The sequence below is a fragment of the Bacillus sp. RC51 genome, assembly GCF_044908115.1.
Classification (GTDB): domain Bacteria; phylum Bacillota; class Bacilli; order Bacillales; family Bacillaceae_G; genus Bacillus_A; species Bacillus_A mycoides.
Map to the genome: position 1 here is coordinate 557,929 of NZ_JBIYCW010000002.1, position 14,030 is coordinate 571,958.

15 protein-coding genes are annotated in these 14,030 nt (G+C 37.8%); all 15 read left to right on the forward strand.

The features are described from left to right. Window positions 1-9 precede the first annotated feature (9 nt). The 15 genes from ffh (at window position 10) to xerC (ending at window position 14,009) form a co-directional block, all read left to right on the forward strand. Window positions 10-1,359 carry a signal recognition particle protein gene (gene ffh, locus ABH959_RS07695; RefSeq protein ID WP_002014519.1) on the forward strand — a complete coding sequence of 450 codons (1,350 nt, stop codon included), beginning with the start codon at window positions 10-12 and terminating at the stop codon, window positions 1,357-1,359. A gap of 100 nt (window positions 1,360-1,459) precedes the next feature. Then, window positions 1,460-1,732 (forward strand): 30S ribosomal protein S16, encoded by a 273-nt coding sequence (gene rpsP / locus ABH959_RS07700; protein WP_113936795.1) that lies wholly within the window; start codon window positions 1,460-1,462, stop codon window positions 1,730-1,732. A gap of 14 nt (window positions 1,733-1,746) precedes the next feature. Next, window positions 1,747-1,974: a KH domain-containing protein gene (locus ABH959_RS07705; RefSeq protein WP_002088196.1), complete on the forward strand. Its 228-nt coding sequence runs from the start codon at window positions 1,747-1,749 to the stop codon at window positions 1,972-1,974. A gap of 121 nt (window positions 1,975-2,095) precedes the next feature. Further along, window positions 2,096-2,611, forward strand: coding sequence for a ribosome maturation factor RimM (gene rimM, locus ABH959_RS07710; protein ID WP_002014521.1), 516 nt, complete (start codon window positions 2,096-2,098; stop codon window positions 2,609-2,611). Continuing rightward, on the forward strand, window positions 2,611-3,345 hold the full coding sequence (trmD, locus tag ABH959_RS07715) for a tRNA (guanosine(37)-N1)-methyltransferase TrmD (protein ID WP_002014522.1): 735 nt from the start codon (window positions 2,611-2,613) through the stop codon (window positions 3,343-3,345). The genes rimM and trmD overlap by 1 nt, the downstream gene beginning before the upstream one ends. 146 nt (window positions 3,346-3,491) lie before the next feature. Further along, complete coding sequence (gene rplS / locus ABH959_RS07720; protein ID WP_002014524.1) at window positions 3,492-3,836, forward strand: 50S ribosomal protein L19; 345 nt, start codon at window positions 3,492-3,494, stop codon at window positions 3,834-3,836. A 100-nt stretch (window positions 3,837-3,936) separates the two neighbouring features. Next, window positions 3,937-4,488: a signal peptidase I gene (lepB, locus tag ABH959_RS07725; protein ID WP_002088189.1), complete on the forward strand. Its 552-nt coding sequence runs from the start codon at window positions 3,937-3,939 to the stop codon at window positions 4,486-4,488. A 20-nt stretch (window positions 4,489-4,508) separates the two neighbouring features. After that, a complete protein-coding gene (gene ylqF / locus ABH959_RS07730; protein ID WP_002128821.1) occupies window positions 4,509-5,399 on the forward strand; it encodes a ribosome biogenesis GTPase YlqF in 891 nt (296 codons plus the stop codon). A gap of 55 nt (window positions 5,400-5,454) precedes the next feature. After that, window positions 5,455-6,228 carry a ribonuclease HII gene (locus ABH959_RS07735; protein WP_113936796.1) on the forward strand — a complete coding sequence of 258 codons (774 nt, stop codon included), beginning with the start codon at window positions 5,455-5,457 and terminating at the stop codon, window positions 6,226-6,228. A gap of 193 nt (window positions 6,229-6,421) precedes the next feature. Then, window positions 6,422-7,582, forward strand: coding sequence for an ADP-forming succinate--CoA ligase subunit beta (sucC, locus tag ABH959_RS07740; RefSeq protein ID WP_404492417.1), 1,161 nt, complete (start codon window positions 6,422-6,424; stop codon window positions 7,580-7,582). A 19-nt stretch (window positions 7,583-7,601) separates the two neighbouring features. Then, on the forward strand, window positions 7,602-8,504 hold the full coding sequence (sucD, locus tag ABH959_RS07745; RefSeq protein ID WP_002033796.1) for a succinate--CoA ligase subunit alpha: 903 nt from the start codon (window positions 7,602-7,604) through the stop codon (window positions 8,502-8,504). Window positions 8,505-8,592: 88 nt separating this feature from the next. After that, window positions 8,593-9,462, forward strand: coding sequence for a DNA-processing protein DprA (gene dprA, locus ABH959_RS07750; protein WP_113936797.1), 870 nt, complete (start codon window positions 8,593-8,595; stop codon window positions 9,460-9,462). A gap of 144 nt (window positions 9,463-9,606) precedes the next feature. Then, the gene (topA, locus tag ABH959_RS07755) at window positions 9,607-11,685 is read left to right on the forward strand and encodes a type I DNA topoisomerase (protein WP_404492418.1); all 2,079 of its coding nucleotides are present in this window, start codon (window positions 9,607-9,609) and stop codon (window positions 11,683-11,685) included. 48 nt (window positions 11,686-11,733) lie between these two features. After that, window positions 11,734-13,038 (forward strand): FADH(2)-oxidizing methylenetetrahydrofolate--tRNA-(uracil(54)-C(5))-methyltransferase TrmFO, encoded by a 1,305-nt coding sequence (trmFO, locus tag ABH959_RS07760; protein ID WP_002066796.1) that lies wholly within the window; start codon window positions 11,734-11,736, stop codon window positions 13,036-13,038. Between the two features lie 71 nt (window positions 13,039-13,109). Further along, the gene (xerC, locus tag ABH959_RS07765; protein ID WP_078175468.1) at window positions 13,110-14,009 is read left to right on the forward strand and encodes a tyrosine recombinase XerC; all 900 of its coding nucleotides are present in this window, start codon (window positions 13,110-13,112) and stop codon (window positions 14,007-14,009) included. Window positions 14,010-14,030 lie beyond the last annotated feature (21 nt).

Genomic DNA, 14,030 nt, shown 5'->3' on the forward strand with positions numbered 1-14,030 from the left:
GGCGGCAATATGGCATTTGAAGGATTAGCCGACCGACTTCAACAGACAATGCAAAAAATCCGCGGCAAAGGAAAAGTTTCTGAAGCCGATGTAAAAGAAATGATGAGAGAAGTTCGTCTAGCTCTTTTAGAAGCGGATGTTAACTTTAAAGTAGTAAAAGATTTTATAAAGCGTGTGTCTGAGCGTGCTGTCGGACAAGATGTAATGAAAAGTTTGACACCTGGACAACAAGTAATTAAAATCGTACAGGAAGAACTTACAGAACTTATGGGCGGAGAGCAAAGCAAAATTGCTGTTGCTAATAAGCCACCTACTGTTATAATGATGGTTGGTCTGCAAGGTGCGGGTAAAACAACGACGACAGGTAAGCTTGCAAATTTGCTTCGTAAAAAGCATAATCGTAAACCGATGCTTGTTGCAGCGGATATTTACCGTCCAGCAGCGATTAAACAGCTTGAAACATTAGGGAAGCAATTGGACATGCCTGTTTTCTCTTTAGGAGATCAAGTAAGTCCGGTTGAAATTGCGAAACAAGCGATTGCGAAAGCAAAAGAAGATCATCACGATTACGTTTTAATCGATACAGCGGGTCGCCTGCATATTGATGAAGAACTAATGGGTGAATTAGCGAAAGTCAAAGAAGTTGCGAAGCCGGATGAAATTTTCCTTGTTGTCGATGCGATGACAGGACAAGACGCGGTAAATGTAGCACAAAGTTTCCATGAACAGTTAGGATTAACAGGTGTTGTACTAACGAAATTAGATGGTGATACGCGCGGTGGTGCGGCATTATCTATTAAGGCTGTAACAAATACACCAATTAAATTTGCTGGTATGGGTGAAAAACTAGATGCAATTGAAGCGTTCCATCCAGAACGTATGGCATCCCGTATTTTAGGGATGGGCGACGTCTTAACATTAATTGAAAAAGCGCAAGCTACAGTTGATGAAGAGAAAGCAAAAGAACTTGAGCAAAAAATGCGTACGCTTTCGTTTACGCTTGACGATTTCCTAGAACAACTTGGACAAGTGCGTCAACTTGGACCACTTGACGAATTGTTAGGAATGCTTCCTGGTGCAAATAAAATTAAAGGGCTGAAAAATGCACAAGTTGATGAAAAACAAATTGGGCATATTGAGGCAATTATTCGTTCTATGACTAAAGTAGAACGAGAACAACCGGAAATAATCAATGCTAGTCGTAAAAAGCGCATTGCCAAAGGTAGCGGTACAACGGTACAAGAAATCAATCGTCTAATCAAGCAATTTGATGATATGAAAAAAATGATGAAGACGATGACGGGAATGCAAAAAGGTAAGAAAAAAGGACTAGGTGGATTGAAGTTTCCATTCATGTAAGGAAAAAAGATGGCTCTGTTAAGAAAAAATACTTTACAAAGCAATAGTCTTTTTGCTAATATAATTATCTGTGTGAAATAAATTCGGAGGTGCTTTATAAATGGCAGTTAAAATTCGTTTAAAACGTATGGGAGCTAAAAAAACTCCTTTCTATCGTGTAGTTGTTGCAGATTCTCGTTCTCCTCGTGACGGACGTTTCATTGAGGAAATCGGTACTTACAATCCGGTTGCTCAACCAGCGGAAATTAAGATCAACGAAGAAGCAGCATTAAAATGGTTAGGAAATGGTGCTAAACCATCTGATACAGTTCGTAACCTTTTCTCTAACCAAGGTATCATGGAGAAATTCCACTTATCTAAACAAGGTAAGTAATTGAGGCAATGACAATGAAAATGTTAGTCGAGACAATTGTTAAACCTCTTGTGGATCATCCTGGAGATGTAAAAGTTACACAGGAACTTTGCAACGGAGAAATAAAGTATCGATTAACTGTACATCCTGAGGATGTTGGAAAAGTCATTGGAAAGCAAGGGAAAGTTGCGAAAGCGATTAGAATGCTCTTGTATTCAGTGGGACATCATAATGATGAGAACGTCACGCTGGAAATTCAATAAACGTAAAAAGGGCGAGGAGTTATTTCCTCTCCCTTTTTTAACATTTAAAGAGAAATTGCATGTTCCATATATAAAATGGAAATGCTTAATTTATATAGAAACCAGGGGTGACATACTATTTATGACAAAGTGGTTTAATGTAGGGAAAATTGTAAATACTCATGGCGTAAAAGGAGAAATTCGTGTTATTTCTCGTACTGATTTTCCAGAAGAGCGATATAAAGTAGGGAACACGTTATACATATGGGATGAGAAAGGTACAGACTATCTTACAGTGAAGGTAACTTCTCATCGTCAACATAAGACATTTGATTTATTAACACTTGAAGGATACAACAATGTAGATGAAGTAGAGAAGTTAAAAGGTTCTTTAATAAAAGTACCAGAAGAGCAGTTAGGCGAACTAGCTGAAGGCGAATACTACTACCATGAAATTATTGGTTGCAACGTTGTAACGGAAGAAGGAGAAGCGTTAGGGACAATCAAAGAGATTCTATCTCCTGGTGCGAATGACGTTTGGGTGATTAAACGTCCAAAGGGTCAAGATTTGTTAATTCCTTATATTGATGACGTTGTACTTCAAGTTAACATTGAAAATAAATTAGTAACCATTCATGTAATGGAAGGGCTACTATAATGAAAATTGACATTTTAACATTGTTTCCAGATATGTTTACGGGTGTATTTGGGTCTTCAATTTTAAAGAAAGCACAAGAAAAAGAAGCGGTAGAGCTTCGTGTTGTCAATTTTCGTGAGTATACAACTAGTAAGCATAATAGTGTAGATGATTATCCGTATGGTGGGGGCGCTGGTATGGTATTAACCCCACAGCCTATCTTTGACGCAGTAGAAGAGTTAACGAAGGAAACAGACCGTAAGCCGAGAATCGTCTTAATGTGTCCACAAGGAGAGCGTTTCACGCAGAAGAAGGCAGAAGAGCTTGCTGGAGAAGAGCATGTTATTTTTGTATGTGGCCATTATGAAGGATACGATGAACGAATTCGTGAGCATCTTGTAACAGATGAGATTTCTATTGGGGATTACGTATTAACGGGTGGAGAATTGGCTTCTATGGTAGTCACTGACAGTGTTGTACGTCTTTTGCCAGGAGTACTTGGGAATCAAACGTCACAAGTGGAAGACTCTTTTAGCACAGGTTTGTTAGAGCACCCACATTATACACGTCCTGCTGATTTTCGTGGTATGAAGGTACCGGATGTACTAATGTCAGGAAATCATAAAAACATTGATGAATGGCGCCATAAAGAGTCACTACGTCGTACGTACACACGTAGACCGGATTTACTGGAAGAACGAGAATTATCTAAGCAAGAAGAGAAATGGCTGGAACAGATTAAAGAAGACCGATAAGGGCTTGATATATTTTCTATTGCAACAGTCCTAGCAATATGCTATTATAACATTTGTGCTACTGAAATCAGTAGCCGTATTAACGATGTTCCGCTGTAATTTAATAAGACTTTATAAGAGCATCTGTTTAAAGGAGAGAATTTAATATGCAACAATTAATCACAGAAATCACAAAAGGCCAATTGAAAACTGACCTTCCTTCATTCCGTCCTGGAGACACTTTACGTGTACACGTAAAAGTAGTTGAGGGAACTCGTGAAAGAATTCAGCTTTTCGAAGGTGTTGTAATTAAACGTCGTGGTGGCGGAATCAGTGAAACATTCACAGTTCGTAAGATTTCTTACGGTGTAGGTGTTGAGCGTACATTCCCAGTTCACACGCCAAGAATCGCGAACATCGAAGTACTTCGCCGTGGTAAAGTACGTCGTGCTAAGTTATACTACTTACGTAACCTTCGCGGTAAAAAAGCACGTATTAAAGAAATTCGATAAGACATGTATGGGAGCTTGTAAATACACAAGCTCCCTTTTTCCAATCTATATGAAATTTTGGTATAATACGAGCAGCTTACATAACAGTGGAGGGGAAAGCATGAAGAAAGAGAAGAGCTCACTTTGGGAATGGATCAAAGCAATTTTGATTGCTGTTGTATTAGCGGGCGTAATTAGACAGTTTTTCTTTGCCCCAATTCTCGTAGACGGTGTATCGATGTCGCCGACTTTACATGACCGTGATCGAATGATTGTTAATAAAATTGGCTATCACATAGGTGATCCGAAACGCTTTGATATTATTGTATTCCGAGCGACGGAAGAAAAAGATTATATTAAGCGTATTATTGGCCTGCCAGGCGACGAAATCGAATACCGTAATGATAAACTATATGTTAACGGGAAACCTTATGAGGAGCCGTATTTAGATAAGCAGAAAAAACAACTTGCTGACGGACCGCTTACATATGATTTTACTCTTGAAGAAATGACAGGAAAGAAAACTGTTCCAGAAGGTCAATTATTTGTTTTAGGCGATAATCGTCGTTTTAGTAAAGATAGCCGTTCGATTGGTACAATTTCAATGGACCAAATGATAGGTAAAGCAAATATGCTATATTGGCCGTTAAAAGATGCACGTATTGTGAAATAAAAGAAAAAGAAGGTGGCAACATGGTAATTCAATGGTTCCCAGGACATATGGCAAAGGCTAGACGCCAAGTAACAGAAAAATTAAAGTTAATTGATGTTGTAATTGAGCTTGTAGATGCTCGATTACCTTTATCTTCTCGTAATCCAATGATTGATGAAATTATTACACATAAACCAAGGCTTGTTGTTTTAAATAAAGCGGATATGGCGGATGATCGTCTTACAAAGCAGTGGATTGCATATTTTGATGAAAGAGGTCAAAAGGCAATTTCAATTAATGCGCAAGCTGGACAAGGTATGAAGGAAATTGCAGCAGCTTGTAAAGTTCTTGTCAAAGAAAAATTCGATAAAATGGTTGCTAAAGGTATTAGACCAAGAGCAATTCGTGCTTTAATTGTAGGTATTCCAAACGTTGGTAAATCTACACTGATTAATAAATTAGCGAAGAAAAATATAGCAAAAACAGGAGATCGTCCTGGTGTGACAACGGCCCAGCAGTGGATTAAAGTTGGGAAAGAAATGGAATTATTAGATACACCAGGTATTTTGTGGCCTAAATTTGAAGATGAATTAGTTGGTCTTCGTTTAGCGACGACTGGTGCAATTAAAGATTCTATATTAAATCTACAGGATGTAGCTATTTATGCGTTACGTTTTATGGAAAAACATTATCCAGAACGTTTAAAAGAGCGATATAATTTAAATGACATTCCAGAAGAAATTGTGGAGTTATTTGATGCAATTGGAAAAAATAGAGGTTGCTTAATGGGCGGCGGAATGATTGATTATGATAAAACATCTGAGCTTATACTTCGTGAGCTTCGTGGTGGAAGATTTGGAAAAATGACGTTTGAAACACCAGAAGAGTTTGCAGAGCAGGTAGAAGATGCAGAAAAAGTAGAAGAAGTATAAGACGTGCGTTTGTACGTCTTTTCTTTTTGGTTACGTTTAAAAGGAGTGTAAATAGATGCAAAAAATGACTATTCATGAAGCGGAATGTTTGCTGCAAGAAATTATGAATGAAGAAGACGAGCGTTTTCAAATGTTAGTGAAAGATGAGCGAAAAGGTGTTCAAAAACTAATTTTGAAGTGGTATAAACAAAAAGAGTTAGCGCAAAAAGAAAGAGAAAAATTTCTAGAAATGTCAAAGTACGAAAATGAGTTACGTGAAAAAGGGCTCACATACATTGCTGGTATTGATGAAGTGGGTCGTGGGCCGTTAGCAGGACCGGTTGTGACGGCGGCTGTCGTCCTTCCGGAAGATTTTTATATTCCAGGATTAAATGACTCGAAAAAATTAAGTGAAGCGAAACGTGAGCGTTTTTATGATGAAATTAAAGAGCATGCAATTGCGATTGGAGTTGGAATTATATCACCACAAGTTATTGATGAAATAAATATTTATCAAGCGACGAAGCAAGCGATGTTAGATGCCGTTGCTAATTTATCATGTACACCAGAATATTTATTAATCGATGCGATGAAGCTTCCTACATCAATTCCGCAAACATCAATCATTAAAGGTGATGCGAAAAGTGTCTCTATTTCAGCTGCATCTATTATTGCGAAAGTGACGAGAGATCGCATGATGAAAGAGTTAGGAGGAAAGTATCCTGCATATGGATTTGAACAACATATGGGATATGGGACGAAACAACATTTAGAAGCGATTGAAGCGCATGGAGTATTAGAGGAACATCGAAAATCATTCGCGCCAATTAAAGATATGATTCAAAAATAAGCTGTATATTCACAGCTTATTTTTTATTTTGGTATATAAACATTATTATTTCCGAAAAAGAATAAAGCGATTTCAGTTTTCTGACACTTTATTGTAGACAGCGTGCCAATCATCTTATACAATGGCAATGTAATGTTTTTTAAACATTAAAAAACTTTTCGAGTAAAACAGGAAAACAGGGGAGGATGGGACCATGAATATCCATGAGTACCAAGGTAAGGCAGTCCTTAGAAGCTATGGGGTTAGCGTTCCGAACGGGAAGGTTGCATTTACAGTAGAAGAAGCTGTAGAAGCAGCGAAAGAATTAGGAACGGAAGTATGTGTAGTTAAAGCGCAAATTCACGCTGGTGGACGCGGCAAAGCTGGCGGTGTAAAAGTTGCGGAAAATTTAGAAGAAGTTCGTACATATGCAGAAAGCATTTTAGGAACTACACTTGTGACGCATCAAACAGGTCCTGAAGGTAAGGAAGTAAAACGCTTACTTATCGAAGAAGGTTGCGATATTAAAAAAGAATATTATGTAGGTCTTGTATTAGATCGTGCAACTTCTCAAGTTGTTTTAATGGCATCTGAAGAAGGTGGAACAGAAATTGAAGAAGTAGCAGAAAAAACGCCTGAAAAAATCTTTAAAGAATATATTGATCCAGCAGTAGGTTTACAAGGTTTCCAAGCGCGTAGAATCGCGTTTAACATCAATATTCCAAAAGAACTTGTAGGACAAGCTGTGAAGTTTATGATGGGCTTATACAGTGCGTTTATCGAAAAAGATTGCTCTATCGCTGAGATTAATCCACTTGTTACAACAGGTGACGGTAAAGTTATGGCGTTAGATGCAAAATTAAACTTTGATTCTAATGCGTTATATCGCAATAAAGATATTTTAGAACTTCGTGATCTTGAAGAAGAAGATTCAAAAGAAATTGAAGCTTCTAAATATGACTTAAACTACATTCCTTTAGATGGAAATATCGGTTGTATGGTTAATGGTGCAGGTTTAGCAATGGCTACAATGGATATCATTAAACATTACCATGGTGACCCGGCTAACTTCTTAGATGTTGGTGGCGGTGCAACAGCTGAAAAAGTTACAGAAGCATTCAAAATTATCCTTTCTGACAAAAATGTAAAAGGTATCTTCGTTAACATTTTTGGTGGCATTATGAAGTGTGATGTTATCGCAGAAGGTGTTATTGAAGCGACGAAGCAGGTAGGTCTTGAGTTGCCTTTAGTTGTACGTCTTGAAGGTACAAACGTAGAGCTAGGAAAGAAAATTTTAAATGAGTCTGGTTTAAATATTGTTGCAGCAGAATCTATGGCAGACGGTGCACAAAAAATTGTTTCACTAGTGGGCTAATAGAAAGCGGGGGAGAAAAATGAGCGTATTAGTTAATAAAGATACAAAAGTTATTGTTCAAGGTATTACAGGTTCTCAAGGATTATTCCATACAAAGCAAATGATTGAATACGGTACGAAAATTGTAGGTGGTGTAACACCAGGTAAAGGTGGCACTGATATTGAAGGCGTACCAGTATTTGATACAGTAGAAGATGCTGTGAAAGCAACAGGCGCAAACGCTTCAGTTGTATACGTTCCACCCGCTTTTGCGGCTGATGCAATTATGGAAGCAGTTGATGCAAAGGTTGATTTAGTAGTATGTATTACTGAAGGAATCCCTGTATTAGATATGGTAAACGTAAAGAGATATATGGCGGGTAAACATACACGTTTACTTGGACCAAACTGCCCTGGTGTCATTACACCTGACGAATGTAAAATTGGTATTATGCCAGGATATATTCACAAAAAAGGTCATGTTGGTATCGTATCTCGCTCTGGTACATTAACGTATGAAGCTGTACATCAGTTAACGCAAGAAGGTATTGGCCAATCTACTGCTGTAGGTATCGGGGGAGACCCTGTTAACGGTACGGACTTTATTGATGCGTTAAAAGCATTTAATGAAGATGAAGAAACGCATGCTGTAATTATGATTGGTGAAATCGGCGGTACGGCAGAAGAAGAAGCAGCAGAATGGGTACAAGCTAATATGACAAAACCAGTTGTAGGCTTCATTGGTGGTCAAACAGCGCCTGAAGGCAAACGTATGGGTCATGCTGGGGCGATCATTTCTGGCGGCAAAGGAACTGCTGCTGAAAAGATTAAAACAATGGAAGCTTGTGGTATTAAAGTAGCGGAAACACCAGCTGTTATGGGTGAAACATTAATCTCTGTTTTAAAAGAAAAGGGATTATTTGAGACTTGTAAAAACTACTAATCTTTTTGAAAGGCACCTTCTTATTAGAGGGTGTCTTTTTACACATTTTTTGTTTACATAATAAAAATTATGGGTAAGGAGAATTTGGATGAAAAGAGAACGTTTATTGCACCTTCATTACATGTTGGCGGATCATTGGAAGGCGATGGAGAGACTACTATATGTTGATCCAGAACTGAAGGGAATATACAATTTTAGTCCGAAACAATTTGAATATCACGCTGGAATATCCTCGGAAAAATCTTTAGAACTAGTAAATTTTCTTCAAATTTCAAATCTCCAACAATATGTATCCCAGTTAGAAAAAAAGAGAATATTTTATATAACAATATGGGATAAGGACTATCCACAATTACTGCGAGAAATACAAGATCCCCCTTTTGTTTTATACGGAAAAGGAGAAAGAGATTTTCTAAATAAAGTAAATAAATTAGCGATTGTTGGAACGAGAGAACCGTCTTTATATGGGAAGGAGAGTATGAGGTTTATCTTACACCCTTTGCTTGAAAAAGAATGGCTTATTGTTAGTGGGTTTGCAAGAGGGATAGATACAATTGCTCATGAAGTTACAGTAAGGCAGTATTGCCCGACCATTGCAATATTAGGACACGGATTATCTTATATGTATCCAAAGGAGAATAGAGGTTTGTATGACATGTGGAAAGATTATATATTGTTATTGACAGAGTATCCGCCTCATTATGTGCCGAAAAAATGGTATTTCCCAAAAAGAAATCGAATTATTAGCGGTATAAGTAAAGGTGTTTTAGTTGTAGAAGCAAAAACGAGAAGTGGATCCCTTATTACTGCAGACCTTGCGCTAGAACAAAATAGAGAGGTGTTTGCGCTTCCTGGACCTATATTTATAGAGAGTGCAGCGGGAACGAATCATCTAATTCAACAAGGCGCAAAGCTAGTAAGAAATGCGGAGGATATCCTTGAAGAAATTTTAAATTAACCATATATTTTTATGTTTTTATTAAACAATTATTGACAAATGGTAGATTGTCGCTGTATGGTATATTCATTCTTGATTGACAAAAACAAGAGAAATCAATAAGATTGATGAAGACTTGAATCCACCTCTTAAGGAGGCACTAGCATGTCAGATTACCTCGTAATCGTGGAGTCGCCTTCTAAGGCGAAGACCATTGAAAAATATTTAGGGAAAAAATACAAAGTCGTCGCGTCCATGGGACATGTCCGCGATTTACCTAAAAGCCAAATGGGGATAGAAGTAAAGAATAACTTCACCCCGAAGTATATTACCATTCGTGGTAAGGGTCCCGTTTTAAAAGATTTAAAATCAGCGGCAAAAAAAGCAAAGAAAGTCTATCTCGCGGCCGATCCGGATCGTGAGGGAGAAGCAATTGCTTGGCATTTAGCAAATACGTTAAATGTGGACGTTGAATCAGATTGCCGAGTTGTATTTAATGAGATTACAAAAGATGCAATAAAAGAATCATTTAAATATCCTCGTGCAATTAATATGGATTTAGTAGATGCACAACAGGCAAGGCGTATACTCGATCGTCTTGTTGGTTACAATATTAGTCCTTTATTATGGAAGAAAGTAAAAAAAGGATTAAGTGCAGGACGCGTACAATCTGTAGCAGTTCGTTTAATCATCGAACGTGAAAAAGAAATTCAAAGTTTTGAACCTGAAGAATTCTGGACAATTAAAACAGAATTTGTGAAAGGGAAAGACATATTTGAAGCAAGCTTTTACGGTGTAGATGGTGAAAAAGTTCAATTAACGAACGAAGCACAAGTGAACGAAATAATCGAAAAGATGAAAGACAATGCGTTTTCGGTTGAAAATGTAACGCGAAAAGAGCGAAAGCGTAACCCTGCATTACCGTTTACAACATCTTCCTTGCAACAAGAGGCAGCGCGTAAGTTAAATATGCGAGCAAAGAAAACAATGATGCTTGCACAGCAGCTGTATGAAGGGATAGATCTTGGAAAACAAGGGACTGTAGGTCTTATTACGTATATGAGAACTGATTCAACACGTATCTCAGAAACAGCTCAAACAGAGGCTCGTGATTACATTACTGAGGCGTTTGGTGCGGAATACATAGGAACAGAGAAGAGGAAAGAAACGAAAAAGTCGAAAGCACAAGATGCGCATGAGGCGATTCGTCCTACTTCGGTAATGAGAAAGCCAGAGGAACTAAAAAGTTTCTTAAGTCGTGATCAACTCCGTTTGTATAAACTGATTTGGGAGCGATTTGTTGCAAGTCAAATGGCATCTGCTATAATGGATACTGTTACAGCGAAACTCATTAATAACAATGTTCAGTTCCGTGCAAGTGGATCAGTTGTAAAGTTCCCAGGATTTATGAAAGTGTACGTAGAGTCGAAAGATGATGGTGCGGAAGAAAAGGATAAGATGTTGCCACCGTTAGAAGTAGGTGAAACTGTATTTTCAAAAGATATAGAACCAAAGCAACATTACACACAGCCTCCGCCGCGTTATACAGAGGCTCGTCTAGTAAGAACACTTGAAGAGCTTGGAATTGGGAGACCGTCTACTTATGTACCGACACTTGAAACAATCCAAAAACGAGGATACGTTGCTTTAGATAATAAACGCTTCGTTCCGACTGAGCTTGGTGGAATAGTAATCGAACTTATTTTAGAGTTTTTCCCAGAAATTATTAACATTGAATTTACTGCCAATATGGAGCAAAGCCTTGATGAAGTAGAAGAAGGAAATGCAAATTGGGTGAAAATTGTTGATGATTTCTACGTAGGATTTGAACCGCGTTTAGAAAAAGCGGAAAAAGAAATGCGTGAAGTGGAAATTAAAGATGAACCAGCTGGGGAAGACTGTGAATTATGTAGTCACCCGATGGTTTTTAAAATGGGTAAATATGGGAAGTTTATGGCTTGTTCAAATTTCCCGGAATGTCGTAATACAAAACCGATTGTAAAAGAAATCGGTGTTACTTGTCCGAAGTGTGATAAAGGGCAAATTATTGAACGCCGTAGTAATAAAAAGAAACGCCTTTTCTACGGATGCGGTACGTATCCAGAATGTGACTTTGTATCTTGGGATAAGCCGATTGGTCGTAAATGTCCGAAGTGTGAAGGTATGCTCGTAGAGAAAAAGTTAAAAAAAGGCGTGCAAGTACAATGTATTTCGTGTGATTATGAAGAAGAACAACAAATGTGAGCGTAACTGCTCACATTTTTTTCGGGAAGAAAAGGAAAGGTGATATATATGACAACACAAGTAGTAAACGTCATTGGCGCAGGTCTTGCAGGAAGCGAAGCAGCTTACCAAATTGCAAAGCGTGGTGTCCAAGTAAAATTATATGAAATGAGACCAGTAAGGCAAACACCAGCTCATCATACAGATAAATTTGCTGAATTAGTATGTAGTAACTCACTTCGTGCAAACACATTAACAAATGCTGTTGGTGTTATTAAAGAAGAAATGCGTCTAATGGATTCTGTCATTATTCGTGCAGCTGATGAGTGCTCTGTACCAGCAGGAGGTGCTTTAGCTGTAGACCGTCATGAATTCGCGGCGAAAGTGACTGAATATGTGAAAAATCATCCGAACGTAACTGTAATGAATGAGGAAATCACTGAAATTCCAGAGGGACCAACTGTTATTGCGACAGGTCCACTTACGTCTCCGGATCTTTCTGCACAATTAAAAAAATTAACAGGTGAAGATTATTTTTATTTCTATGATGCTGCAGCGCCGATCGTTGAGAAAGACAGCATTGACATGAATAAAGTATATTTAAAATCCCGTTATGATAAAGGTGAAGCGGCATATTTAAACTGTCCAATGACAGAAGAAGAGTTTGATCGTTTTTATGAGGCTTTAATTGCTGCTGAGACAGTGCCTTTAAAAGAATTTGAAAAAGAAATTTTCTTTGAAGGTTGTATGCCAGTAGAAGTTATGGCAAGTAGAGGGAGACAGACGTTAGTATTTGGACCGATGAAGCCTGTTGGGTTAGAAGATCCGAAAACAGGGAAAACACCGTATGCGGTTGTTCAGTTACGTCAAGATGATGCAGCAGGAACATTATATAATATTGTAGGCTTCCAAACACATTTAAAGTGGGGGCCACAAAAAGAAGTGTTACAGCTAATTCCAGGACTAGAAAACGCAGAGATTGTACGTTATGGTGTAATGCATCGTAATACGTTTATTAATTCGCCTAATTTGCTTCGTCCAACATATCAATATAAACAACGTGATGATTTATTCTTCGCTGGTCAAATGACTGGTGTAGAGGGTTATGTTGAATCAGCAGCATCAGGATTATTAGCGGGTATTAACGCTGCTCGACTTGTACAAGGTGAAGAGCCAGTTGTATTACCACCTGTAACTGCAATGGGAAGTATGGCGAATTATATTACTGCGACAAATGCGAAAAACTTCCAGCCAATGAATGCAAACTTTGGTTTATTTACACCGTTAGAGAAGAAAATTAAAAAGAAACAAGAGCGAAATGAAGCATATGCTACACGCGCTTTGGAAACAATTCAAAATTTTGTAAATATTTAATTAAATTTCTTGCAAAGGCTACTAAGTTGTGATACGATTTAGTAGCCTTTATTGAGGTGAATTATATGGATGTGAATGTGAAGAAATTGTTACAATTATTCGTTGGATATTTACAAATTGAAAGAAATTATTCAAAATATACAATTGCAAGTTATCAAAATGATTTAGAACATTTTGTGCAATTTATGGAGCGAGAAGGCATATCCTCTTTTTTAGATGTTACATACGCGGATGTTCGTTTATACTTGACGACGTTGCACGATCAGAAGTTAGCCCGTAAATCTGTCGCAAGGAAAGTATCAAGCTTACGAAGTTTATATCGTTTTTTGATGCGTGAAGGTTATCAAAAAGATAATCCGTTTGCACTTGCGTCACTTCCCAAGAAAGAATTGTCAATCCCAAAGTTTTTATATGCTGAAGAGTTAGAGGAATTGTTTGAAGTTTCTGATACAGGGGCACCATTAGGTCAAAGGAATCAAGCTTTATTAGAGTTGATGTATGCAACTGGGATTCGTGTAAGCGAATGCGTTAATTTGCAACTTACCGACATTGACTTTGCAGTGGGAACAATTTTAGTGATGGGAAAAGGGAAAAAACAAAGATATATTCCGTTCGGAAGCTATGCACAAGATGCTTTAATTACTTATATAGAGAACGGGAGAAAACAGTTAGCTCAAAAGACTGAAGAACAATCTCATATGGTATTTTTAAATGCGAAAGGTAAGCCGTTAACAGATCAGGGTGTACGTTATGTTTTGAACGAACTCATTAAGAAAGCTTCACTTACAATGCGGATAAGTCCCCATATGTTAAGGCATACATTTGCTACACATATGTTGGATGAAGGAGCGGATTTACGTACTGTGCAGGAGCTATTAGGTCATGAGAATTTGTCAACCACACAAATTTATACGCATGTCTCTAAAGAAAGATTGCGTTCTGTGTACATGAAGCATCACCCGCGGGCATAAATTGCTTTTAAGGCTATAAAA